Origin of the sequence: Gimesia benthica, assembly GCF_009720525.1 — a bacterium.
In the GTDB taxonomy this organism is placed as follows: Bacteria; Planctomycetota; Planctomycetia; order Planctomycetales; family Planctomycetaceae; genus Gimesia; species Gimesia benthica.
Map to the genome: position 1 here is coordinate 698,320 of NZ_CP043930.1, position 25,869 is coordinate 724,188.

Annotated in this window: 21 protein-coding genes; 12 read left to right on the top strand and 9 right to left on the bottom strand. The window is 49.4% G+C overall.

The window, feature by feature from the left end; all coding sequences use genetic code 11:
• Positions 1-58: 58 nt before the first annotated feature.
• From F1728_RS02795 to F1728_RS02835, 9 genes are all read left to right on the top strand, one after another.
• Positions 59-907, top strand: a complete 849-nt coding sequence (locus F1728_RS02795; protein WP_155362803.1) for a M48 family metalloprotease — start codon at positions 59-61, stop codon at positions 905-907.
• 1,352 nt (positions 908-2,259) lie between these two features.
• Positions 2,260-3,642 (top strand): transcription termination factor Rho, encoded by a 1,383-nt coding sequence (rho, locus tag F1728_RS02800; RefSeq protein ID WP_228030481.1) that lies wholly within the window; start codon positions 2,260-2,262, stop codon positions 3,640-3,642.
• Between the two features lie 117 nt (positions 3,643-3,759).
• Entirely contained in the window at positions 3,760-4,512 is a 753-nt protein-coding gene (locus tag F1728_RS02805) for a TVP38/TMEM64 family protein (protein WP_228030482.1), read from the top strand.
• Between the two features lie 31 nt (positions 4,513-4,543).
• Entirely contained in the window at positions 4,544-6,067 is a 1,524-nt protein-coding gene (locus F1728_RS02810; RefSeq protein WP_155362806.1) for a mercuric reductase, read from the top strand.
• A 136-nt stretch (positions 6,068-6,203) separates the two neighbouring features.
• The gene (locus F1728_RS02815; protein WP_155362807.1) at positions 6,204-7,700 is read left to right on the top strand and encodes a DUF3604 domain-containing protein; all 1,497 of its coding nucleotides are present in this window, start codon (positions 6,204-6,206) and stop codon (positions 7,698-7,700) included.
• A gap of 177 nt (positions 7,701-7,877) precedes the next feature.
• On the top strand, positions 7,878-9,386 hold the full coding sequence (locus F1728_RS02820) for an FAD-binding oxidoreductase (protein ID WP_155362808.1): 1,509 nt from the start codon (positions 7,878-7,880) through the stop codon (positions 9,384-9,386).
• Positions 9,325-10,707 carry an FAD-binding oxidoreductase gene (locus tag F1728_RS02825; protein ID WP_155362809.1) on the top strand — a complete coding sequence of 461 codons (1,383 nt, stop codon included), beginning with the start codon at positions 9,325-9,327 and terminating at the stop codon, positions 10,705-10,707. Before F1728_RS02820 ends, F1728_RS02825 begins: the two co-directional genes overlap by 62 nt.
• 56 nt (positions 10,708-10,763) lie before the next feature.
• Positions 10,764-12,125, top strand: coding sequence for a (Fe-S)-binding protein (locus F1728_RS02830; RefSeq protein WP_155362810.1), 1,362 nt, complete (start codon positions 10,764-10,766; stop codon positions 12,123-12,125).
• 86 nt (positions 12,126-12,211) lie between these two features.
• Positions 12,212-12,883, top strand: coding sequence for an HAD family hydrolase (locus F1728_RS02835; protein ID WP_155362811.1), 672 nt, complete (start codon positions 12,212-12,214; stop codon positions 12,881-12,883).
• A gap of 94 nt (positions 12,884-12,977) precedes the next feature.
• Here F1728_RS02835 and F1728_RS02840 read toward each other — a convergent pair whose 3' ends face one another.
• From F1728_RS02840 to F1728_RS02850, 3 genes are all read right to left on the bottom strand, one after another.
• The gene (locus tag F1728_RS02840) at positions 12,978-13,400 is read right to left on the bottom strand and encodes a SixA phosphatase family protein (protein ID WP_155362812.1); all 423 of its coding nucleotides are present in this window, start codon (positions 13,398-13,400) and stop codon (positions 12,978-12,980) included.
• Positions 13,401-13,462: 62 nt separating this feature from the next.
• Positions 13,463-14,602, bottom strand: coding sequence for a dienelactone hydrolase family protein (locus F1728_RS02845; protein ID WP_194242656.1), 1,140 nt, complete (start codon positions 14,600-14,602; stop codon positions 13,463-13,465).
• A 186-nt stretch (positions 14,603-14,788) separates the two neighbouring features.
• The gene (locus F1728_RS02850) at positions 14,789-15,583 is read right to left on the bottom strand and encodes a phosphatase domain-containing putative toxin (protein ID WP_194242657.1); all 795 of its coding nucleotides are present in this window, start codon (positions 15,581-15,583) and stop codon (positions 14,789-14,791) included.
• Positions 15,584-15,870: 287 nt separating this feature from the next.
• On the opposite strand from F1728_RS02850, the gene F1728_RS02855 reads away from it, so the two are divergent.
• Positions 15,871-16,203: a TfoX/Sxy family protein gene (locus tag F1728_RS02855; RefSeq protein ID WP_155362815.1), complete on the top strand. Its 333-nt coding sequence runs from the start codon at positions 15,871-15,873 to the stop codon at positions 16,201-16,203.
• 50 nt (positions 16,204-16,253) lie between these two features.
• Here the strand turns inward: F1728_RS02855 and F1728_RS02860 are convergent, their stop codons facing one another.
• The 6 genes from F1728_RS02860 to F1728_RS02885 form a co-directional block, all read right to left on the bottom strand.
• Positions 16,254-16,667, bottom strand: coding sequence for a hypothetical protein (locus F1728_RS02860; protein WP_155362816.1), 414 nt, complete (start codon positions 16,665-16,667; stop codon positions 16,254-16,256).
• 184 nt (positions 16,668-16,851) lie between these two features.
• On the bottom strand, positions 16,852-17,883 hold the full coding sequence (locus F1728_RS02865) for a lactonase family protein (protein ID WP_194242658.1): 1,032 nt from the start codon (positions 17,881-17,883) through the stop codon (positions 16,852-16,854).
• 157 nt (positions 17,884-18,040) lie between these two features.
• Positions 18,041-18,793, bottom strand: a complete 753-nt coding sequence (locus tag F1728_RS02870) for a hypothetical protein (RefSeq protein WP_155362818.1) — start codon at positions 18,791-18,793, stop codon at positions 18,041-18,043.
• A gap of 26 nt (positions 18,794-18,819) precedes the next feature.
• On the bottom strand, positions 18,820-19,341 hold the full coding sequence (locus F1728_RS02875) for an RNA polymerase sigma factor (RefSeq protein ID WP_155362819.1): 522 nt from the start codon (positions 19,339-19,341) through the stop codon (positions 18,820-18,822).
• Between the two features lie 155 nt (positions 19,342-19,496).
• On the bottom strand, positions 19,497-20,609 hold the full coding sequence (menC, locus tag F1728_RS02880) for an o-succinylbenzoate synthase (protein WP_155362820.1): 1,113 nt from the start codon (positions 20,607-20,609) through the stop codon (positions 19,497-19,499).
• A gap of 53 nt (positions 20,610-20,662) precedes the next feature.
• Positions 20,663-22,684 carry an Hsp70 family protein gene (locus F1728_RS02885; protein WP_155362821.1) on the bottom strand — a complete coding sequence of 674 codons (2,022 nt, stop codon included), beginning with the start codon at positions 22,682-22,684 and terminating at the stop codon, positions 20,663-20,665.
• Between the two features lie 160 nt (positions 22,685-22,844).
• Here F1728_RS02885 and F1728_RS31180 point away from each other — a divergent pair, with 160 nt between their 5' ends.
• Positions 22,845-24,068 (top strand): hypothetical protein, encoded by a 1,224-nt coding sequence (locus F1728_RS31180; protein WP_194242659.1) that lies wholly within the window; start codon positions 22,845-22,847, stop codon positions 24,066-24,068.
• Between the two features lie 504 nt (positions 24,069-24,572).
• Positions 24,573-25,859, top strand: a complete 1,287-nt coding sequence (locus F1728_RS02900) for a diphosphate--fructose-6-phosphate 1-phosphotransferase (RefSeq protein ID WP_228030483.1) — start codon at positions 24,573-24,575, stop codon at positions 25,857-25,859.
• Positions 25,860-25,869 lie beyond the last annotated feature (10 nt).

Here is a 25,869-nt window from a genome sequence, read left to right on the forward strand (position 1 = left end):
TTAAAATTCTTCTCACTTCCAACTCTATTTTAAAGTATGTATTCAGGATTTACTTTCGATGCCGCGGTATATTCGCACGGGACATGGATCACATGATTCTTCTCTGAAACTGCGACTGGTTGTCGCTGCGGGGATCGCGCTGTTCTCATTGATTTCGTTTTTGATGAAATCCGATGTCAATGAAATCACAGGTGAAAGCCAGCGGGTCGCTCTTACCGAGCAACAGGAAATCGCACTTGGATTACAGGCTCTCCCTGCGATTCTGGATCAGCATCATGGCGAGCATCCGGATCAGGAAGCACAGGCTTACGTTGATCGAGTGGGTGAAAAACTGCTGGTAAGTCTGAATGCGTCTTTGAGGAAACAGGGGCGCAGGAACCCCTACCGATTTGACTTCCACCTGCTCAATGACAATCAGGTAATCAATGCTTTCGCCTTACCTGGGGGGCAGATTTTTATTACCGCCGGCCTGTTTCGACAACTTGAAACCGAAGGACAGCTGGCAGGAGTTTTGGGACATGAAATGGGGCATGTTTTGTCGCGCCATGGAGCACAGCACATGGCCCAACAGGAATTCACGCAGGGGCTGGTAGGAGCCGCAGGCGTGGCGGGCGGAGATGCCAGTAGTGCCCAGATGGCACAAGTGATCGGCTCCATGGTAAATATGAAATACAGTCGCAGCGACGAACTGGAATCTGACCGCTGGGGGATCAAACTCATGGTCATGGCAGGCTACGACCCATACGCCATGACCGGCGTCATGGAGATCCTTAAACGCTCTGCAGGGGGAGGGAGGCAACCCGAAATTTTCAGTACGCATCCCGACCCGGGGAATCGAATCCAGCGTATTCGTGATTACATCCAACGCACCTATCCTCAGGGATTGCCTGACGATCTGGAACCTTAAACAAGAAGTCTATTTCTGAAGCAACAAATGGTCTCAACAATGAATAATTACTGCATTGCGACCTGACTGAACAAAACATTCGTCAGAAACAGAATAGTCAATTGACTTTAATTGACGATAAGTTATGATGTAAACAGACTTGGCTTCCAAACCGATTAGTATTGACGCTGCATGTAGGTTTTGATAAACACTACTAACTAAGCAATCTCTGGTAAGCCGTTATTTTCATTGAGGATCTCTCCCGCTTTTTGAGATCAAATTTCCAGCACCCAGTGAGTATTTAATTTCACTGGTTACCAATTTGGCTTTTAAGTGAGTTGAGTCGTTACCAGCGGGTCGTCAGTTCCTCAACAGCACTATTCTCGATTTACTCGGGAATGCTTCTTCTTGAAAGTTTTTCTCTTTCTGGATGCACTTTAAGAGACTTTGCGTATCTGCCCCTGAGGCAGAACAGCCTTGCTTTCTGTTGGTCTGAGATGCGACCAATGATTCAACCCGGGGGTTGATTTATGTTTGAAACAGCAAGCTGGCTCAAGGATTGGATCTATTTTATTCTCCCAATTCACTGGAGTCCTCTCACGAAATAAATTGAGATTGTCTCACAAGTAAAACATTTAAAAGTTCCGTATTAGCAACCATTTATCGGTTGACGGAGTTCATAAGAAACGATTGAATTTCTAGTATCAGTTTTGACCATAATTTTTGCCTGAAAGGATATCGGCAAGACCATCACCTAACAGAGGCTTGAGTCAACAGACATTGCAAGTTCGCTGTTCTCAACGCCAGGGCCTCATCTCTTTACAATAGCCTAAGCGATGACCCTCCTAATACGGGAAGATAACAGGCCAAGACGGCCGAGTCCTCAAGCGGGCGAACGATTTCCCAGTGTAAATCTTTCTTCATGAGATCAAGACCAGGTCATAATTGTAAGAATTGACTCGAGTCGGTTTCCGCTGAAAAAAGAATCGGCACATTCAGAAGAATGCCAGCTACTTTTCAGTCTCCCTGTGAGCTCCGCGCTGTCAGTGGTCTGATTTGAAATCATGTATCAAGCTGGTCGTGTCATGTGAGTGCCGTAGTTGTATCTCTAATTACTTCTTTACTTCTTTATTATCATTTGGTGTTTCTGTATGGCTGCAAAGAGTTCTGAAACTTCAGATAAACCAAAAACCACCCGTCGAAAAACTACCAGGACACGCAAAAAAGCGGAAAAACCTGCCGAGGAAAATGTCGAACAAAGTGAAACTGAATCACTGCAGGACGAATATCATCGTAAGGCAGAAGATAACCTCGAGCTTTTCGAAAACCCTCACTCTTCTACTGAAGCAGACACTGAAAGAGAAGATGAAAACATGTCAGATTTTCCTGCTGATTCCATAGACGACGAGCCCAGCGCCAACCAGACAGACAATGACCGTTCCGGCGATAAATCTGGAGGCAATCGCCGTCGTCGGAGACGGAGAAGAAAATCAGATACCCCCAATGCTCAGGGACGCCAGGGGCAGGGAGCGAACAATCGCGGTCGCGCTGGCAATAGTAATAACCGGGGAGGTCGGTCGCGTACCGGTGCCAAACCCCAACAACGCCGGTCCCGTTCTACATCACCTGCCGCCAATGAAAATGTCACAGGTGTTATTGAAGGTGTTCTGGAGCTGCACCCTAAAGCATATGGATTCATCCGGGACCCCAAAGCAAACTACAAAGCTCAGGATTCTGATGCTTTTGTTTCCAGTTCATTGATTGAAAAACACAATCTGCGTGAAGGTATCCTGATTCGGGGCGAAGTTGGTCCGGGCACCAGAGGGCAAGGGCCTCGCCTGAAGAGCATCGAAACTATCGATGGGCGCACCATCGAAGAGTACATGGAAATCAAATCCTTCGATGAGCTCACACCAATCAATCCATTCGAGCAGATCAAACTCGAAACTGGCCCCATGCCGATCACGATGCGGGTAATGGATCTCCTGACTCCCATCGGAAAGGGACAACGTGCTCTCGTTGTTGCACCTCCTCGAACCGGTAAAACAATGTTGCTCCAGGATATTGCTGAAGCCGTCAGTAAGAATCATCCTGAAATCCGCCTGATGGTCCTGCTGATTGACGAGCGGCCTGAAGAAGTAACCGAAATGGAACGCTCCATTAAAGGCGAGGTTATTTCCTCTTCAATGGACCGGGATGTTGAAAGCCATGTCCGCACCAGCCAGCTCATCTTCGAGCGGGGCAAGCGTCTGGCGGAAGCCGGTGAAGATGCCTTCATCCTGCTGGACAGTATCACCCGAACCGCTCGTGCCTTCAACAAATGGGTTGGGAATACCGGCCGAACCATGAGCGGTGGTCTGGATGTGAAAGCGATGGACATTCCCAAGAAAATGTTTGGAACCGCCCGCCGCTTTGATGAAGGTGGCTCACTGACAGTTCTGGGCACAGCCCTGATTGATACCGGCAGCCGGATGGATGAAGTGATTTTCCAGGAATTCAAGGGAACCGGTAATATGGAAATGGTCCTCAGCCGGGAACTTTCCGACCGACGTATCTTCCCAGCAATTGATATTACGCTGTCCGGGACGCGACGCGAAGAAAAAATTCTCGAACCGGAAGTTCTCGAAGGGGTCACCATGCTTCGCAGAAGTCTGATCTCTTTGAATCCAGTTGAAGCCATGGAGCAATTGAGTAGCACGCTCAAGAAGTTCCCAACCAACAAAGAGTTTCTGGAAAAGATCCGGGCGATTCTCTAGTTGATCTGAATTTACGGACTTTAAAAAGTAGTACAGTTCGACAAACAGCATCGCGATTGTTGCGATCGGGGTCAGAGTGATCAAGCCAACCTCTTTAGATCAGAGGGAATCTTTCAGGTGTACGCTGCGGGTCCTGAACCAGAACAGCCTGATCATCGATCTGAGCAACATCAGCCTGTAGTTGGCTTTGTTCGCCTGGTGGTGCTTCTGATTCTCGCTTGTGTCATCGGGCTGGGTTATTATTTTTTCCGGGACCGGCTGACACTGGAATACTTCGCTTCCCAGGAAAGTTACTGGAAACAGTTTGCAGATCAGCATCCGGTTTCAATCTACCTGGTCGCCTATTTGATCTATGCGGGGATTACGGGGCTTTCTTTACCTGGAGCAGTACCACTGACGCTGACCTATGGCTGGTTCTTTGGATTCTGGAAAGGACTTATTCTAGTCAGTTTTGCTTCCACAACAGGAGCCACTCTGGCATTTTTAACAAGTCGCTATTTATTCCGATCCTCGATTCAATCCCGTTACCAGAATAAATTTCAGCAGATCAATCAGCAGTTTGAAAAAGAGGGTGCGTTCTACCTCTTTTTCATGCGACTCGTAGTCGCGTTTCCCTTCTTTCTGATTAATGTCGTTATGGGCCTGACGACAATCCGGATCTCGACCTTCTGGTGGGTGAGCCAGACAGGCATGCTTCCCGGGACCGCCGTCTTCGTTTATGCTGGTACCAGCTTTCCCACCCTGCAGGAATTGTCTGAACACGGCGCGAAAGGCATCCTGACGCCTCAACTCATATTCGCATTCATTTTACTGGGCGCCTTTCCGTTTCTGGTAAAACTCATCGCTCAACGCCTTCAACAACGCAAATAGAACATTCTGACTCAGGACAGAGAAAACGAGTATGACCGATCGTATTCAGCTACTTCCCGATGATGAATTCAATCAGGATCTGATCAGTGAGGTTCATCCCTCCGACTGGTCCAATCCCACTCCCAGTGGGCGCTACAATCTGGTAATCATCGGAGCGGGAACCGCTGGTCTGGTAACAGCGGCGGGAGCTGCTGGCCTGGGAGCGAAAGTCGCATTAATTGAGCGAGGTCTCATGGGTGGAGACTGCCTGAATACCGGATGTGTCCCCTCGAAAGCGATCATCTCTTCTGCCAGAGCTATACACAAAATTCTAAATTCAAAAGACTTGGGGATCGAATTGGCCCCCGAAGCCACCTCTGTTAATTTCCAGGAGGTGATGCAGCGCATGCGGAAAATAAGAGCCGAGATCAGCCATCACGACTCAGCTCGTCGTTTTCAGGAACTGGGTATCGATGTTTTTCTGGGTGAAGGTCGTTTTCTTGACCGCAAAACAATCAAAGTTGGGGAGCAGACACTTAACTTCAAAAAGGCCGTTATCGCAACGGGAGGACGTCCTGCGGTCCCTGACATTCCCGGTATCAAAAACATCAACTACCTGACGAATGAGAATATTTTTTCTCTGACAGAACTTCCATCCAGACTGGCAGTCATCGGAGGTGGACCAATCGGCTGTGAGCTCGCACAGACCTTTGCCCGCTTTGGCTCACAAGTCACACTCATCGAATCTCATGCGCAGATTCTTTCCAGAGAAGATAAAGACGCTGCCCAAATCATTCAGCAACAACTGGAACGAGATGGTGTTAAACTCGTCTTCAATGCGAATACCTCTCTGGTCTCTGAGAACGTACAGGAAAAACTTCTGACGATTGAAACGACAGGGCAGACAATCAAGTTGGAGGTCGATGAAATCCTGATAGCAGCCGGAAGAACCCCTAATGTTGAAGGTCTGGAACTGGAACAAGCCGGAGTTGATTACAATTCACTAACCGGTGTGCTCGTTAATGACTACCTGCAGACCACAAATCCGGATATTTATGGTGCAGGGGATATCTGCTCTCACTTAAAGTTTACCCACAATGCTGATTTTCAGGCTCGGCTGGTGATAGGCAATGCTCTGTTTCCTGGTAGAAGCAAAGCCAGTCGCCTGATCGTCCCATGGTGCACCTATACCGATCCAGAAATAGCACATGTGGGACTCTATGAGCATCAAGCCAGAGAAAAAGGCATTCCCGTCAACACCTTTATCCAGAAGTTGGACAGCGTCGATAGGGCGATCCTGGACAATGAAACCGCCGGTTTTGTGAAGGTCCATGTCAAACGGGGGACAGATAAGATTCTAGGCGCAACGATCGTCGCAGCACATGCGGGAGATTTGATTTCTGAAATCACCCTGGCCATGCAGAGCGGGACCGGTCTCAAAAAGTTAGCCAGCGTGATTCACCCTTATCCAACTCAGGCGGATGCGATTCGTAAAATCGGGGATCAGTTTAACCGCACTCGTCTTACCCCATTTCTGAAGTCCCTTTTGATGAAATGGCTGAAATGGACGCGTTGAAGCTCTGTTTTACACGATTAAGTCTGTATTTAGATTAGAATCAGTAAATGCCATTTGTAGAACGCTCCGCTGCAAGATACTCTGAAGTGAGAGATTTTGATTTCTTCAAACAAAGCAATGCACAAGCGCCAAATCCATGATCACAGAATACCAGACATATTTCGGAGACCTACATAACCACAACCATGTGGGCTATGCCCAGGGCTCTCTGGATCGCTCCTTTGAAATCGCCCGGAACCATCTCGATTTCTACGCTTTCACTCCCCATTCCTACTGGCCTGATATTGTGGAATACGATGGCAAAATATCCCACAAATGGAAGAATGGATTTCATATAGCCCGCTCCCGCTGGCCGGAAGTGGTTGAGCTTGCCAGACAATTCGACAGACCGGGGGAGTTTGTCACGATTCTAGGCTATGAGCGACATGGCACTCAAGAGGGGGACTATCACATTCTCTATCCGGATCTCAAAGGAGATTATGAACTGATCGAAGATCTGGCTGAACTTCAGGAATTTGCACGAAACCGGGGTTGTCTGCTGATCCCGCATCACCCTGCTAATCGACTGGGGCACCGTGGTTTTGACGCGACGAAACTGGCCCCCGAAGTGTCACCTGTCCTGGAAATTCATTCAGAATGGGGTTGCGCTGAACATGACCGGGCTCCTTTTCCGTATAAAAGACATACAGAGGGGGGACGCTGGACAAAGCACACGCTGCAGTACTATCTCAATCAGGGATACCGACTGGGGGTCATTGCCAGTACCGATGATCACCTCGGACATCCCGGTGGATATCGCGAGGGTCTGGCAGCCATCAAAGCCACTGAACTGTCTCGAGAAGCCTTGTTTGACGCGATCCGCAATCGTCGCACGTATGCGGTAACTGGTGACCGCATTGAACTCGATTTCTTCCTGAATGACCAGATGATGGGTCAGGAGCTCTCATTCACCCCTGATCGCCGTATCAAAGTTCACGTGCGAGGCTGGGATGAAATCGACCGGGTCGAAGTCCTGAAAAACGGCCGTGTGATTCATCGTGATTTTCCAGTCGACAACATTCCTGATAACCGGTCCTGGAATCATCCGGTTGTACTCCGCTTCGAATACGGCTGGGGACCGTGGCCCGCCCTGGGTTGGGGAGGGACAGCAGACTGGAATTTTGCCATACATGTGGAGGGAGGCGAGATTCAGCAGTTTCAACCCTGTTTCACACCGGGGCCCTTCGATGAATTCCGTCGAGATCAAATCCTGGATGTTTCATCAAATCGACTGATCGTCCAGTCGTTTACAGCATTGAAACAACAGGTTGACGACTGGTCTCAGAAAGCGATTGTGCTGCGAATTCAAGGAAATGAACAGACCCAGGTCAGCATTAAATGCACCCAACCCAGTGATTGCCAGCTAACACAGACTCTGGGTGAGTTAGCAGTCAGTAATGAAATGTTGTTTACACGTCCATTCCCCTGGGAATCAGCGATGTTGCACCGGGTTGTTTTTCAGAATCAATGGGAAACAGACTTTGAATTCACGGACGAGGGTGACGGAAACCAGGCTGACTGGTACTATGTACGCGTTATTCAATCCAACGGGGAAATGGCATGGTCGAGCCCAATCTGGGTGAATTCAAAATAACCTCTCTGAGTCACTCTATTGGTAATTTGCCCAGCTAGAAGAACACTCTTCTTTCCAAAAATAGGGGACCAATTGGCAGGTTTCCCGGAATTGAATCTTAACCTTATTTTGTTTTACAATAACCAGTTATAGAATTTTGTATTTTCCTTTCATCATTCATTGAAAGCAGTCCCCACAATGGTTGACCCAGACAACCAGACCTCGCATCTTGTCGCTCCCGTATTGGAACAACTGGAGCGTGGTAGCGGCCCGTTTTCCTCACTGATTCAACAGCTGACACAAATCGTAGGGAAAAACAGTCTGCTCTACGACGCAGATGAACTACTCGTCTATGAATGTGACGGCTATATCGTTGATAAATCGGCCCCCGACATCGTCGTTTTCCCAACGTCTACAGAACAGGTCTCGTCGATCGTCAAAATCTGCAATCAGTTTAACGTTCCCTTTCTGGCTCGAGGAGCGGGAACCAGCCTCTCAGGGGGCTGCCTGCCTATCGGCGGGGGAGTCATGATTGTCCTGACGCGTATGAAACAGATACTTGAAATCAATCTACGCGATCGTTACGCAGTTGTTGAACCAGGGATGGTGAACCTGCATCTGACCAATGCCCTGAAAGGAACCGGTTACCACTACGCTCCGGACCCTTCCAGTCAGGGATCGTGCACCATCGGCGGAAACATCGCCACTAACTCTGGTGGACCGCATACGCTTAAATATGGAGTCACTACGAACCACGTACTCGGACTTGAGGCAGTTCTCCCCAATGGCTCGGTAATCAATCTGGGGGGGCCGACAGCAGAAACACCAGGCTACGATCTGCATGGAGTCTATGTCGGAAATGAAGGTACTTTCGGCATTTGCACGAAAGCGATTGTACGTCTGACACGCGATCCAGAGGCACATCGCACTATGTTGGCGGTATTCCAGACCATCTCTGATGCGACCCGGGCGATCTCGGAAATCATAGCAGCGGGTATTATTCCCTCTGCTTTGGAAATGATGGATCAGGGTATCATTCAAGCGATTGAGGAAGCTTTTCACTTTGGTTTCCCGCTAGATGCGGGCGCAGTTCTGCTGATAGAAGTCGATGGACTGGAAATCGCCTTAGATGAGGAAGCACGACGGATTGTCGAGATCTGTAATGCACATAACGTACGGGAAATTCAGCGGGCAGACACTCCAGAGGAACGGCTTTTGATCTGGAAAAGCCGCAAGCAGGCATTTGGAGCCATTGGTCGACTCAGTCCCAGTTACTGTACTCAGGATGGTGTCGTCCCCCGAACCCGTTTACCGGAAATCCTGGAATTTATTGAAGCCACCAGTCAAAAATATGGCATGAGAATTGTGAACGTCTTTCATGCTGGTGACGGAAACGTACACCCGATTCTGCTGTTTGATGAACGCGATCAAAATCAGATTCAACAGGTAATGGAAGCCAGTGAAGAGATTCTCTCCAAGTGTCTGGAATTGGGAGGCAGTGTGACCGGCGAGCATGGAATTGGTGTGGAGAAAATCAATTTTATGAGTCGGATCTTCAATGAAACGGATCTCTCCCAGATGGAGAAGGTTCGTAATATTTTCAATCCACGTCAGATCTGCAGTCGCGACAAGGTACTTCCTCCCCATGGAGAAAAATCGCAGGCAGCAGTCACTTTATCACACCCTGGTCGACGGGCTCCGCACTGATCAACAACTACTGCTGATGTCCCAGCAGGATATGCTGCTGTTATGCTCACAACCGATTGAAAGACCACTTATGACACTCACACATTCCGGTACTCCGGAAGATTTTGTTCCGACATCCCAGTCTGAATTGAGTCGATTCCTGAGTGACAATGCAACATCTGCCCGTAAACAGACATTTCCGGTAGGAGGCCGTACCTCGCTGGCTGTCTGCTGCCCGGACAGTCATTCAGGTCCTTTGATCTGTACCTCCCAATTGAATCGAGTCGTTGATTATCCGGTCCGCGACATGACTATCACCGTCGAAGCCGGAATGAGACTAAACCAGTTAAATGAAATCATCTCAGCCGAAGGACAGCGTCTGCCGATCGACGTACCTCAGTCTAACCGGGCTACCATCGGAGGAGTGATTGCCACCAATACTTCAGGACCACGACGCTTTTCCTATGGTACGATTCGTGATTACGTGATTGGTGTTTCAGCAGTCGATGGAGTAGGGAATCTGTTCAAATCCGGCGGTCGAGTTGTCAAAAATGTCGCCGGTTATGACCTTAGTAAAATGCTCGTCGGCTCTCTGGGAACATTGTCAGTTATCAGCCAGGTCTCTCTGAATTTGCGCCCCAGACCAGAGTGCATGCAACTGGTCTGGTTTGACTTCGATTCCTGCCAGAGTGTTGATCAGGCACTGGAAGCGATTGTGACTTCGGGAACCCGGCCAACTGCTATCGAATACTGCAACAGTAAAGCGGCCCGACAAATTACTGCCGAATCACGGATTGAACTTCCCAATGAAAATCATGCCGTTTGCATCTGCTATGAAGGTCCTGAAAATGTTGTAAAGTGGCAGGCGCAGCAGATTATTGATGAATGGCGTGCCTTTTCCTCTCTCGATGCTCAGATTATTGAAGGAGCGCAGGCCTCTCAGTTATATAACGCTTTGACTGAGTATCAAACGTCATCAGATGATCCGGTGACGCTGAAAGCCGTTGTCTTACCATCACAAATGATGTCATTCATCGAAACTGCCACCAGTCTGAATATCGCAGTCCAGGCACATGCAGCAGATGGAATCGTATTCGGACATTTACCCGATTCTGCCAGTTCACTGGAAAACGTGAATCAGATTCTCGAACAACTGCAATCTGTAATTGATCCAGGAACCGGCTACCTGACCATTTACCAGTGTGAATCTGACTGGGCTGAATCTCTGCCACTGTTCTGTTCGCCTCCCGCTGGCTGGGAACTCATGCAGCAGTTGAAACAGGCATTAGATCCTCTGCAGTTATTGAACTCACGACGATTTACAGAGCTGGTGAAATCCTGATCCACAAGTTCTGAAACAATCATAATTAGTAAGCTTCACCCCAGAAGAGTTATCCCATGAAACCTGGAAGTGCCTTTTCTCAAACTACCACGGCAGACAAAGATCCCGCAGAAATTCCTGGATCTGAGATTCCCTATGAGAAGTTTCTGGACTGCATTCATTGCGGCTTATGCACTGCTGCATGCCCGACCTATCTGGAAACAGGGAATGAAAATGACAGCCCCCGAGGGCGAATTTATCTGATGCGTGCGGTCGTTGATCAACGCGTTGAACTATCGGAATCAGTTCGAGGTCACCTGGATCTCTGCCTGGATTGTCGTAGTTGTGAAACGGCGTGTCCTTCCGGAGTTCAATACGGCAGATTAATTGAACCGTTCCGGGTAGACATGCAGCATCTGGACGCCAAAGAGGGCAGGGGAGCGAACAATGACTGGTTTCATCGCTGGATCCTGTACCGGTTATTCCCATATCCCAACCGGATTCGCCTCTCGCTGATGCCGGCCCGGATGATGCAGTTTTTAAAGCTCGATAAGCTGGTTGACATCCTCGGCATTCCACTGCTGTTGCCACAGAAACTGAAACGGATGCACAATCTGCTACCACGTCTCAAGCCTGTAGAACCAGCCTTACCGGCAGTCTTGCCTGCACAGGGAACGCAAAGAGCTCGCGTAGCTCTGTTTACAGGCTGTGTTTCGGAAGCGATGTACAGCCACGTCAACCGTGCCACAGCGCGGGTACTGCAAGCCAACGGTTGCGAGGTTGTCATCCCCCGCAGCCAGGTCTGCTGCGGCGCCATTCATTACCACAGCGGTTCAGACGACGAGGCTCTGAAATTTGCTCTCCAGAATCTGGCAGCCTTCGATCAAGAAGATCTGGATGCCATTATTGTCAATGTCGCAGGCTGTGGAGCCATGCTCAAAGATTATGGACATATCGCGGAGGAAATTTCGGGGCCCACTGCGGAACAGACGGCACGTCTGAAACAGTTCGCAGGCAAGTTTAAAGATGTTTCTGAATTCCTGTTTGAACTGGGACCGATCGCACCCGAGGGAGAAATCACCCTCAAGGCAACCTATCACGACGCCTGCCACCTGGTGCATGCACAGAAAGTCCAGAATCAGCCACGCAAACTGCTGGAACTGATCCCCGGACTGACCCTGATCCCCTTGAATGAATCCACCATCTGCTGTGGAGCAGCTGGCAGCTATAATCTGACACAGCCTGAGATGGCAGATCAGTTAGGCAAACGTAAGCTGAATAATATTGTGGATACGGGAGCAGAAGTGGTCATCAGTGGGAACGTCGGCTGCACGCTCCAGATTGATTCGCAGATACGTCAGGCAAGAAAGCCTCTGCATGTCTTGCATCCCATGGAGTTGCTCGACCTGAGTTATCGAAAGCAAAAACCGTTAATTTAGCCGGTCAAGTTGATCCACTGCGTTTGAAAAACTATCCTACGCTCAACGGATAGCTTGTTTTTAATAAATAACCAAAGAGTGATTTTATGTCTCAACTCCCTCCCATTCAGGCGGTTGCCTTCGACCTGGATGGCATCATGTTTAATACAGAACACGTGTTTTTCCTCTCAGGCGATGCCCTGTTACAGCGACGCGGAAAAAAAATGACCCCCGATATTCTGAGAGGGATGATGGGGCGACGTGCTCATGAGGGGTTTGAACACCTCACTCAGTTCCTGGATAAGCCGGAAGATCCTCTGAAACTCTGGGAAGAAAGCCAGGAAATTTTCCGTTCCCTGCTGGATCAGCATCTGAAACCCATGGAGGGTTTGTTTGAACTGCTGGATTTCCTGGAAGAACTGGATATCCCCAAGGGAGTTGCTACATCTTCACCTCGTCCTTACCTGGAATCTCTGCTGTCCCGGTTTGACATTATTCATCGTTTCCCGATCAGCCTGACTGCTGAGGATGTCACTCACGGCAAACCACATCCGGAAATTTATCTGACCGCTGCTGAAAAAATGGGGGTCAACCCGGAGAATATGCTGGTTCTGGAAGACAGTGAAACCGGCACCCGCTCTGGTGTGGCAGCAGGAGCTTATGTGGTTTCGATTCCTCATGAGTTCAGCAATTACGGAGATTTCAGTTCAGCAAAGTTTATCGCTGATCGGTTGACGGATGAGCGAATTCTCTCACTCCTGGCAGAAAATCGAGGCTAAAAATGCCTCATCTACTGAGTAATCCCATTTGAACTTAGATTTCAGAACAAAGGCGCGCTGAGGTGCCATTTAAGGCTTCCCTGACCGATGCCAATCAGGGAGTCGAATTGAATGCAGGCTGCATTTCCGGGTTTAAATGTGATTGCCCCCCTCCAATCAGATCGGAAGTGCAACGGGCCACGTCGGGCATGTGGGCTACAATCGCGATTCGTTCAAAGGCTGTTGATCTGACAAAAGAGATCAATGAATCCAGGCTCAGACCGAAGCCCAACCAGGGTTGGGCATAGCAGGCTTCATCATTCAATTCCATAACATCCTGCAGGATCTGAGCGGTCTGAGTCGTCCTTACCAGCGGGCTGTGTAAAATCAGCTCGGGACCTGCATCATGTTTAGCGATCCATTTAGCGACCTTACGAAACTGGTGAGTACCATGGTCTGTCAGGGGGCGGGCAGAATCTCCTCCTGGTACTACACCTGCCTGCTCAGCTTTTCCGTGCCTGATGATCAAAAGTTCCATCTATATTATTCCTACCTTAGTTGAATGCTCAAAGCTGTGATAAAGTTCTGCGTAGGCAGAAGTCAGGGTTTGACCAGTTTTGTCTTCGTTTCAGATTCGGGTTTGAGATGTGTATCCATCCAGGAATACATGAGAGCCCGTGATTCATGGGCAACAGAATGTCCTTTTCCATGAACAAAAAAAGCAAAATTCTGAGGTGCTTTCTCCAGTTCATAGACGTCCATCACCTTCATCAACATCAGCACTCTTTGTCGCTGCGTCAAAGGGTCACCGTCATTGAGTCCCGAGAGATCTAGAAATGCCCGCGGTGCGATCAGGGACATGATTTCATGAAAATCAATCGGAGGCAATTTGCCTTCCAGAAGATCCGGTCGGATATGATTAAAATATACATACCAGTGATCTCTCGCCCAGGCTTCGACACGCGCATTCTGTCGGAAAAATGAGGCACTGCAATTCCCAGCTGCTGCCTGTACTCGCTCATCATAGGCAGCCAGGAACATTGATCCATGGCCTCCCAGCGAGTGCCCCAGCACGCCGATCTTGTCGGGATTAACTTCCCGCAAAGTCTGCAGCACATCAATGGCGATGGAATGTTCGTAGGTAAACTTTCCAACCGAGGTCCAATGTGGATGTTTCTCATGAAACGCTTTGGTGTCATATGGCCCCGCTTCCGGGATCCGGTGTCCTGCAACAAAATGATCGGGAGCAATTACCACATAACCACGTCGACAGAGATGATCAAGGTAAGCCTTGTCGGGGTTATCGATCAAACCTGCTGCACGCTGTTTGCCGTATTTATAAGTGCCGTGCAAGGCAACGATGGCCGGGGCAGGTCCTCTTAAATTGAGGGGAACTCCCAGGTAGGCATGCGCCCGCTCATCTTTTTCAACCTGATAGCTGATCAACTGTCGCCGATAGATACCATCTACAATGACTGTATCATGAAACTGGATTTGCAGATCAGGCTTTTCTGGTTTGTACTGATCTCGGAGTAACTCCAGATAGCGTTTTCTCAGTTGCTGTTTATGTTCTGCCCACTCCTCAGGTGATTCAATACCATGGAGCAGGTCATCCCAGGATGACTCAATTTTTTCGGGTTCTGACCGTTGCCTGGAACTGGCTTCTTCCGATTGCACGGAGAGGCTGTATCCCAAAATCACTCCCAAACAAGAGAGGAAACACAATAAAGATGATCGCATGAATATACCCTTATCGAAACTGGATAGGAGCATGCATTATCATCAATCAAGAAAGGGAATCACAACTCTTGAATTTAAATTTCTTCTGTTTTTCAAAGGTGTAGACTCACTTAACGGCTGTTCCCCATCTGCCTTCTGTGTATGGGTTCAGTGTCTGGTCTTGATTGGCATTGATTTCAGCTCTGATTAATCCCGATAGGCGACGTGACACCGTTTGCATTGCATTTTGAATGCCTTTAACTCCCGGGCCATCTGCTTCTGGTCATCCTTCTGAAATACTGTTTGCAGCGTATCGACCCGTTTCTCAGATTCTCTCATCCATTTTTGAAACATCTCATCATAGTCGTCGGCATACTTACGTGCCGCTTCACGAAACTCTTCTTTCAGAAGTACCAGGGTCTCGTGATTCTTTTTCCTGACCAGGGGATGTTGATTTTGCGTCTGCATTTGATCCAGTGATTCGAAATGATGGCTGATCTGCGACATGGCTTTAACCAATCGGGAAACTGGTGTGGACTCCACCAGTTCCGGGAGCGGGGTATCAGCGGAAGGAACTTTAAAATTCCGGATATCTCTCCATAATCCCGCATAGTCTTTACTGGTACCTGCCAGCTTTAAAAAATCGAGGGCCTGTTGCTGATTGAAAGTACCTCGACACAATCCGACGACCGCAGTCGCAGTGGGTCCACGGTGTTTGCCATGATGACAATGGATATAAACCGGACCTTTGATCTCCTTAGCGACGCGTGCAAAAGCCAGTCCTGCATCATTTGACACGCCATCGTAGCCGATTGGAATATGTACATAGCGCATACCAGCACTCCGTGCCATTTCCAAATGTGGTTCGGTTCCATCGACACTGACGATGGTTTTGACTCCGAGTTTTTGCAGGGCGTCAAAACTCCGCTGCTCTGCCGGCCCACTACCAGAGTAAACAGCCTCATCGACCTGAAAGACATTATCCAGACCTGGCAGACTCATCGACTTTACACCAACGGGCTTTTGAGCGGGCGCTGTATCCGTCTGCTGTCCTGATACAGAACCACTATTATTAACCAGAAGAAGCATACTGAAAAGAGTTATGCTGCGGAAAAATGCCATGTCCTGTCGTACCTGTTTCGTCTTCACATTTCAAAGGATTGCCCGTCACCTATTAAGAATACCAGACAAGCCTTTTTTGTTCAGTAATCTAGACAAAAAAGGCGTAAAGAAATATTTTGTTTTGAGAAAGCAATATTCAATATCAGACAGGCTTAGAGGAAGCTGACATGGCATACGACGAGGCTCTCGCCGACAGAATACATCAACTGTTGTGTCGCCGGGCAGGATATTCTCAGCGAAAAATGTTTGGGGGAATCTGTTTCCTGCTCAATGGCAACATGTGCTGTGGAGTCACGGGGACTAATCTCATGTTACGGCTGGGAGAGAAGAACGCTGCTCAGGCACTGCAGGAACCATTTACTCACGAAATGGATTTCACTGGCAAAGTGATGAAAAGCATGATCTATGTCAAAGCTGAGGGAACACAGGAGGACATTGATCTGAAAGAGTGGGTCAATCAGGCCGTCAAATTTGTACGGACGCTGCCTGACAAAACTTAACTGCGGATTAACTCTGAGACTGATTCAAGTTAATCCAGCACTTAACGGATTCAAGGGAACACGTAGCCCGGGGCACCATACCAGTAACCATAATAGTGGTAGGGATCAAAATAGAATCCTGAAGACTCCTGCATTATCTGAGCATAGGTCGGAATCGGGCTCACATTGATATTGATTGTAGGCCGGCCAGGAGTGATCCCCATCGCTTTACGTGCAGCGATCCGCTCCATGCGCTGCTTGGCCTGCAGGAATGCACGCTGTTGAATCAGGCGCTGGCTGACAGACATTCTCTGGTAGGCTGGCCCAGTCTGCTTGGAAGGCCCCCTCGTAATATTCACTTTCCCCTGGTGCTCATCAGAGCTTTTGTTATCTGAGCTGATCTGAAGAGGAACCTGCTCCTGACTGAACGCCGGTGACATCAGACACTGTGAGATCAGAATTACAGTAACGGCAGAAGAGCGCATACCCAGCCTCTCTCTTCAGTAGAAAATGAATAGTCAAAGTCCGTTCTGCGCAATATGTCTGCGCATAGGTGCGTCCTGTCATCACAGGATCACTTATGGAGACTCATCGACTTTCACCACCAATGATCTGAAGCAATTCATCCAAAACTCGAACTGGAAATTATTTCAGATTGAATCAGGCAGTTTAGGGAACCTTTACGACCTCAACCCAGGACGGAGATTTCCCCACCTCATAGGTGTCAATCCGCGTCAACTTGCCGGTCTGGGAATCAATACGATAGGCAGCCAGTTTCCCGTTATTTTGTCCCGCGGCGTACAGGAAGTGTCCTTCCGGGTCGATGTTGAAGGATCGCGGCGTTTTCTCGGTCGCTGCCTGTCCCAGTGATTTCAGTTTTCCAGTCTGAGGATCAACTGCAAAACAGGCAATGCTGTCATGTCCCCGATTGGAAGCATAAAGGTTTTTTCCTGAGGGAGAGAGTTCGATATCGGCACAGGTATTCTTCCCTTCGAAATCAGCCGGCAAAGTGGAAATGGTTTGAAACGCCTTCAAGGTTCCAGATTCGGAATCAAGCTTACAGGCAGTGACAGAACTCCCTTTCTCGTTATCGAAATAGACAAAACGATTGTCTTTTGAAACAGCCAAGTGACGGGGCTCCATCTCGGGGGCCGCTTCGAAGATGGGCGGTTCATTCGCTTTCAGTTTTCCTTCAGCTTCATTCCATAAAAACTGATAGACGACATTCGGCCCTGTATGGGGCACAAACACGTACCGATTTGATTGATCGGGCAGAATAGCATGTGCATTTTTGTCTGTCGGAATTGTCTGGAGAATTTCGGGCAGGATTGTGCCATCTTTCTTGAGTCGATGCACGGCGACTTTCCCCTCACCATAATAAGCTGAAAGCAGGTAGCGTCCCTTACGGTCTGTGGCGATGTAAGCTGCATTTCCCCCCGCTGGTACCGCAGAGATCAACGTGAGTGCGCCATTTTCAGGATTGATACTGAAGCTCATGAACTCTTTGGCTGAGCGGATGGATGCAAACAGATATTTCTTCTCTGGATCGACTTCCAGACAGCCTGTCGCGCCTGGGACTTTAACGTCGGAAAGATGCGTTAGTTTTCCATCCGCCTCATTCTGCTGATAGATGGCAATCTTCTTCTCACCGCCCAGAGAAATGTAAACATAGCTGGCTGCTTGAGAGGGAAGAATAGACACAAGACAGACTCCGGAAAGAATCAGGTAAAATCGAAGCAGTGAGAACATGGCGGCTACCCTGGAAATTCAGAAGTTGATAGGGAAATAGTCAGACTCCATTCACTTGCGCAGCGTTAAACAACTGCAGGTACCAGTAGAGCCGGTTAGTAGAGAGATTTCAAGCGGCAGTCGATTGTAAAGCACGTCCCAGAGCTTCCAGCTCCCGGGCACCACCGAAGACAATGCAGACATAAACCTGATCTGCTTCGACCCATTTCACGGTCGCGTAATTCCCCTTACCCAGTTGAGTATACTCGACCTTGCCTGGATCAAAAGAAGTCAAGGTGGGCAGGGGGCTGACTCTACTGGCAGGAATCTGCAGCAGAGCACCATAGACAGTGCGAGTTTTTCCGGATGAAAGTCTGAAAAAACGAACTGCAGCGTCGTGCACGACTGACTCGCTGATGGAAAGTCCGTAGGTCTGACCAATAAAGTTCAACAGACCTTTTTGATGCCAGCCACCTTGTGCTGGAAATGAGGTTGCGAAATTTCTATCGAATTCCGACATGAAGCGACTGTCCAGATTCAGTTCTGGACTGAGCTTCGCCAGGGGAATTACCGGTTGTCGGGTTACCCAGAAAAACGCCAGAACTGCGGCAAACAGCAGGCAAGTCGATAGCCCCACCAGGGTTCCTGGTTTTTTGAGAAAAGTTCTCCGGGAAACAGGAAGTTGATCTGTAGAGATGGTGGCATCGGAGCCACTTTGAGCCAGAGCATCCAGTACTCCCTGCTTTCCATTTTCTGGTACATCTACCTCAAATAAAACACGCTTGAGCTCCGAATGAAAGACGGGACCATCAGCGAATGAATCTGAGACAGTATGATCTGGCTCAGAATATTCAGGTGATCTGGATGATTCGGAAGCGTTCATGGTGATACCGTAAAGGGCAATCTTTTTTATGAATGAATCGGACTTATATCTTCCCGGAGCGAAGCAAACCGTTCCTGCAGAAAAGCCCTGGCACGTGCCAGCCGACTCATCACGGTTCCCAGCGGGATAGACAACTCATTCGAAATTTCTTTGTAGGATTGTTCTTCAAAATAAAACATCAATAAGGGGAGTCGAAAATCCTCGGGTAATTCGTCCAGTGCAGTCTGAAGTTCTTCTGAGGTCAGTTCCGGTATCTCTGCAGGATCAGAGGCAACATCAGGACTGGATCCCAGTGAAACAGACTCGGCTTTCCGCGTGACTTTTTTCAGAAACAAATTTCGCAAAATCGTACACAACCAGGAACGGGCAGACCTTGCATCGCGTAACTGGGACAGTTTCTTCTGTGCGATCAGATAAGTTTGCTGAGTCAGATCTTCTGCATCAGCTCTGTCGCCCGAAAGGCGAAAAGCATAGCGATACAGCAGCTGATAATACTCGTCAACTAATCGTGTCAGTTCTTCCGAATTGTTACGACTGGTCCGTGACATAACCTGATTCTCTAACTAAACAGAGGCAGTAAGACATCTGGTTATTCCCCAGGAAGGTGAATTTATTAGAAGTTTCTCGTTTTTTCCCACTCCGGCTTGATGCCGCGGCAAAACATGAACATTCGGACCCACCCTAAACTGAATCTCGCAGAAACTCAAGCTTCAATTACTTTGTGTTGGAGTGTGAGTGCCTGCAGGCGATTCATATCCGGGTCTGGCAATTCATCAAACGCTTTCACTCCCGGGATTCCTCCTTCAAGATTGACGAGTCTCAGAGGCTCCTGGGCCATATCTTCTCGATAATATTTCTCGCTGGGGAAAATATCAGCGGGATAGGTGAAGTTATCCAGCATCGCCAGAGCAGTACAATGCGAGGCCCCTGTTGCGCTCTCCAGCATCCCCCCGACCCAGCAGGGGATTCCCGCAGTCTGACAGAGATCATGAATCTTGACGGCGTTTGTCAGTCCGCCCACACGGCCCGGCTTAACGTTGACATATTGACAACTTTTCAAATTGACTGCCTGCTTTGCACGATAGGGATGCGTAATACTCTCATCCAGACAGACTGGCGTTTTAATTTGTTCCTGCAGTTGAACATGATCCGTCAGGTCATCGTGTTGCAGAGGTTGCTCAATCATTGCCAGATCAAATTCTTCGATCGCCTGAAACAGTGGGAGATCGCTCAGGCGGTAACCGCTGTTACAGTCAATATGGAATACCTCATCTGGAAAAGCCGTCCGAATTGCCTGAAGCATGGGGATATCCCAGCCGGGACGGAACTTCAGCTTAATCCGAGGAAACTGTTCCGAAACGGCTCCCCCAACGGCTTCAATCAGATCATCCAGATGATCCATCACTCCGAAGTCTGCTCCCACGGGTACTTCATTGCGGGTTGCTCCTAAAGCAATGTGCAGGGGCGTTCCGCTGATGCGACTGTGCAGACTCCACCAGGCATTATCCAGAGCCGCCTTGGCAAATGAATTCCCCTTATACAGCGAGAGGGCATCCTGCAGCGAGGAACCGCTGTCAAAGCTTTGTCCGACGACTGCTGGTGCCAGCCATTCTGAGACAGTATGAAATACCCCCCCCGCCCATTCCGGACTGTAGCAGGGGGCAGCCAGAGGTGTGCTTTCCCCCCAGCCATCAACAGAACCACTGGTCATCCGGCATAACACGGAATGAATGGCTGCGTCTTCGCCGTAAGCGGTACGCCAGGGATAAATCAGTGGCATCGCCACATGGTAAAGTTCAATCCGGTCTATTTTCATCAGAGATCAGTTATCCTGTGGTTTTCATTTTATAAAATTTTGTCAAAGGCAGATCAGGCGTCTTCCAGTAGGTCCCAGAATTCGCTCTCAGCAGCATCCATCCTGGTGGGCTTGCTGGATTGCGGACGCGGCTTCTTTTGTGCCTGTAAAGCAGAGCCCTTATTTTTCCTCTGAGAACCTGCCTGTTTTTTACGGGTTTTCTGTGGAGCATCAGGTGAGGTCGGCGTTTGTTTTCCGACGCCAGTACGACGTCCCTTATTCGACCTGCTGGATGCTGTTCCTTTCGAATGCTGTTCCGGGGTTGGACAGTCAGACGCCGGTGCCCCCTGCAGGGGGTCACCGCACTGGTTACATAATGCCACTGGTCGCTCTGAACTGTCCAGTCCACGTGCCACAGGATTCGGTTTAGTGGTAAAAGATTCCCGGGGCGCGGCTTTCTGCTCCTTACGCTCCGCTTTGATGAATTCTGCCTGATCCAGTATTTCCTGCAGCATCAGAGGATCAGACTGGGAATCTTTCTGTATCCCGTCCGACGAAGTGGCCTCTGTTGTTGCAGGTGCTGTGGATATCAGGTTCTGCTCCCGAGAAATTTCGATCCGCGCCTCTTTTCCGCTTGTCACATCTTTAGCGGAAACGTGCACACGTGCCTCAGCATCATATTCCATCTGTACTTCGATCTTGGAATCGACCGGCAGATTCGGAGGCAGTCCTTCAATTTTGCAGTTTCCCAGAATGACAAATGGTTCATCCTGTGAAGCGCCACTTTCGATCAGCTTTAGATGTACCCGGCGTTGATCAGGGGAGACAGTTCCGTAAGTATGTTTGACCGCTGCCGGCAACTTTGTATTAGCCGGCAAGAGATAATGCGGGATCCGCTGTTGCCCCGTCTGGTCACGCACCAGAAAGCCCAGTGACCGCGCGTTGACGCTGTGCTGCTTCATTTTGGACAGTCGACTGGCGGCATCCTTTGTCAGGATTGATTCCGCGTATTCCCGGTTACTGAGCAACATTCCCGCATAATAAGCTGCACCATGGGCAATCGACTGATCCGGGGGTAATGACAGATTCTGTGTCGTACCACTGGCCTGTTTCAGAGCATCACGAATCATGGGCATGCGGGAGGATCCCCCCGTAGTCAGCACAACATCCACATGGGCCCACCCCATATTGTTGTCCTTCAACAGTGCCCGGGTGATTTCAGTAGTGCGATCCACCAGCCCTTTACTCAGTTGCTCAAACTGCGACTGTGTAATTTGATAAGTTTTACGCTGTGAACCAACCTGGCAGGCCAGGGTGGTTTTGGGCCTGACGGTCAGGCTGCGTTTCGCCTGTTCAACTTCGTTCGCGAGATACTGCAGGCTTTCCGGATCGTTGCAGGGATTGATGCCGAACTCATTGTAAAACTGCTCAGCCACTGATGCCTGCAGTTTACTGTTCCAGTCAATTCCCCCCAGCTTGAGATCACCGCCACTGGCAATCACTTCTACTTCATCTTTCTGGTACTTAACCAGTGACAGGTCGAACGTACCGCCCCCCAGGTCGTAAACCAGAATGCGCTGCTCTTCTGCAAGTTCGGCAAACCACATCCCCTCGGACCCCAGCACGTAACACAGGGCAGCAGCCACCGGTTCATTGATCAGATCGACCTGTGTCAGTCCTGCCTGCTTACCAGCCGCGATTGTTTCCTGTCGCTGCAAATCGCTGAACTGAGCCGGAACAGTGATGACGGCCGAATCAATCCGTCCGATACGTTCCTCAGCGGAAGCTAATAGCTTCTTCAGGATGAATGCAGAGATATCCCGGGGAGAAAAGTAGCGTCCGTCAATTTCCCATCGAAAATCCTGCTTACCCAGAAAGCGTTTCGCATGCTGAACCACATTCTGCGGATTAACGATGGCGTGCCTGAGCGCTTCAGTGCCAACAATCACTTCAGCGCCGTCAAACATAGCCACGGAGGGAGTAGATAGTTCACCTTCCAGATTGGGAATGGTGACCGGCTCTCCATGTTCATTCAGATGAGCGATGCAAGAATAGGTAGTTCCCAAATCAATGCCGACAGCCTGTAACTTCTGCATAGCGCCTTAACTCTCTTCAGATAAGTATTTTCGCATATCTCCCGCACAAATGGGCAGGCATAGACTCCTTTGATATGGTATCATGGAAACAAGTCACACTCCAGCACCTGATTTCCGTTTTCCTGCATTGGAAGACAGTCCTAATAGAAAGTTCTGAAAAGTGCGTCAGTCCGCCCCCCGGAATCTCCCGTTCATCAATGCCAGCCTGTTTTCGATGTGCCTGACAATGTTTATTACGCAATCGGAATTGATTGCCCAACTGACAACAGGATCCCCCGTCATTCTCAACCGGGATCAACCACTTTACCTGGTAGAACGCAATTTCAGGCATGCCCTGACTCAGCCGATCTCTGCCTCCTGGTCAAATGTGGGAATTCGAACGGTTCTGGAAAGGATTGAAAAAACACAACAGATTTCCCTGATCCTCGACCGCCGCATCGATCCATCCACGACTCTCAAAATTGATCTTCAGAACCAGAGCGTGGAAGCGGGGTTGGATGAGATTGCCTCGGCACTCCACGCTAGAGCAATCGTTGTCGGAAGTAACATCTACCTGGGACCTGATCAGGCCATGGGGACGCTCAAAACCCTGCTGGCACAGAAGCAGCAGGAATTGCTCGCTCTGTCAGACAATCAACCTGGTATGAAAACGAGAGCAACTCAGCTTTCCAGGAATAAGTCATTTTACTATCAGGATCTCGATACGCCGGCTGAATTACTCAATCAGATAGCAGACTCCTATCAGATTACCATCAGCAACCCAGAGCGAATTCCCCATGATTTATGGTCACATGGCGCCCTTATGGCAGTGAATGCCGATGAAGCACTGCTCCTGGTGTTAAATCAACTGGATCTGACCTTCCTTTGGGAAAAGCAGGGAACCGCGATCCGGCTTTTGCCTGTTCCGGATCATGTGACTGTTCAAAAAACATACTCACCCCGAGGACGTTCACTGAATGAAACCATTGAACATCTCAAAGAGTTGTTCCCTACAGCGATGATCACCAGGGAAGGCAGGATGCTGCTGGTTGATGCTTCTGCTGACCTTCAGGAAAAAGTTGAAGCAGAACTGAATCCCTCAAAGCGCCCTGTTCGTAAGATGGGAACTCCTCAAATTGACGTACTTCCCATTCAACGCCGTAAGTTCACGCTTCGGGCTCAGAAAGTCCCGGTACTGGCCGTCATGCAGAAACTGGAGCAGTCCGGAATTGAATTTGAGTATCAGCCTCAGCAGTTAAAACAGGCTGGCGTCGATCTCAATCAGAGAATCGATATTTCGGTCCAGAACGCGGATGCGAATGAGTTTTTTGATGTCCTGTTCGGCCCTCTCAATCTGTCTTATCAAATTGAGGGGATCAAGGTGACTTTGACACCTAATAATTAGAGACATTAACTTAAGAGCAGCCTTCTCCTAAGGACATTTGACATTCCCAACTTTCCCGGAACTTTCTCCATTGGCGCTAGGGTGATACTTTGAATTAACGCCTCAAATCGGGTAACATCCCGAATTAGTGAGTGAAAACAAGTCTTTGTGAGTCTTTTAACGAGATCACCCACACTGTACAGAGGCTATCTTCCGCCCGCTCAGGAAACGGAATTGTTAATCGCAACCTATTTCAGATTAACACTTTACCACACAAGCCTTCTGACATTCGCCTGAATAACTGTGGGAAGCGTTCGTAAACGCCTTAATTGATTTGTAAGGAATCGATCATTCTGACACTCGCGGAATTTTCCTGAAATTCAACACGACACTGCCGGTCTGTTTCCGACCGTAGCTATCAGAATGATCAATTCATGCGTGTTTAAAGTATCCGTCAGAGATACCCCAGTTCCGGTGAGGAAAGGGTATTTCAATGAATAGACTACAGCAGAGTGAGGAGAAAACGTGGCAAGTCCCAAGAATATGATCGTGGCCCAGTCTGGTGGTCCTTCACCGGTCATCAACAACAGCCTGAGAGGTTTAGTCGAAACTGCGAGAGATCTTCCCGAAATCGGCACAATCTACGCTGGCTGGCATGGCATCGAAGGTGTGCTCAAAGAAGAACTGCTGAATCTGAGCAGCCAGTCTCCTGAAGAAATCGCTCTGCTGCGGGTCACGCCTGCCGCCGGTTCCGTGGGAACCTGCCGTTACAAGCTGAAAGATCATCAGAATGAAGACTTCGATCGGATCGTTGAAGTTTTCAAGGCTCACAACATCGGCTATTTCTGCTACATCGGCGGAAATGACTCCATGGACACCGCCAATAAAGTCGCTCAGATGGCAACAGAGCGGGGCGTGGACGTGGTTGGCATCGGAGTTCCCAAAACCATTGATAACGATGTGGGAGACAGCGAATTTAAACTGATCGACCACACTCCCGGGTACGGTAGTACCGCCCGCTACTGGATGAGCATGGTCCAGATGGCCAATGAAGAAAACCGGGGCAGTTGTCCTGCCGACCCTGTGCTGGTACTCCAGGCCATGGGACGTAAAATCGGCTTTATCCCGGCTGCTGCCCGACTGGCAGACCCTCAGCGCAAGATCCCGATGCAGATTTATCTTGCAGAAAATCCGATCAGCATCGAACAGATCCATGCACAGGTCAACGACCAGCTGCGCAAAGACGGCCGTCTGATCGTAGTTGTCAGTGAAGGGCTCTCCCTGGGCGATATCGGGGAAACGAAAGACTCCTTCGGACACACCCAGTTCAGCTCCAGCCAGCTGACGGTAGCCCAGTTGCTGGTCAATGAATTAAATGAGCGGGGACTGGCTGTGAAAGGCGCTGCCCGGGCCAACGTTCCGGGAACTGACCAGCGTCATAACATCGCTTACGCTTCTACCGTTGACCTGGATGAAGCGTACGGTGCAGGTCAGAAAGCAGCCCTGCTGGCCGCCGCTGGAGAATCAGGTTACATGTCAACCATTCTCCGTGCTGAAGGCCCGGGATACAATGTCCGTTACGACAAGGTACCACTGCCCGAAGTCGCGAACAGCGAACGTACCTTCCCTAAAAACTGGATTACAGCCGACGGGATGGACGTGACTGACGATTTCGTCAAATACTGTAAGCCTCTGGTCGGCAACGACTGGCCCAGCATCCCCATGATCAATGGGCGGATGAGACTGGCTCAACTGCAGCCGCTGTTCTCGGACCAGAAACTGCCTAAGTACGTTCCCCAGGCAGACAGATAAACCTCTACAT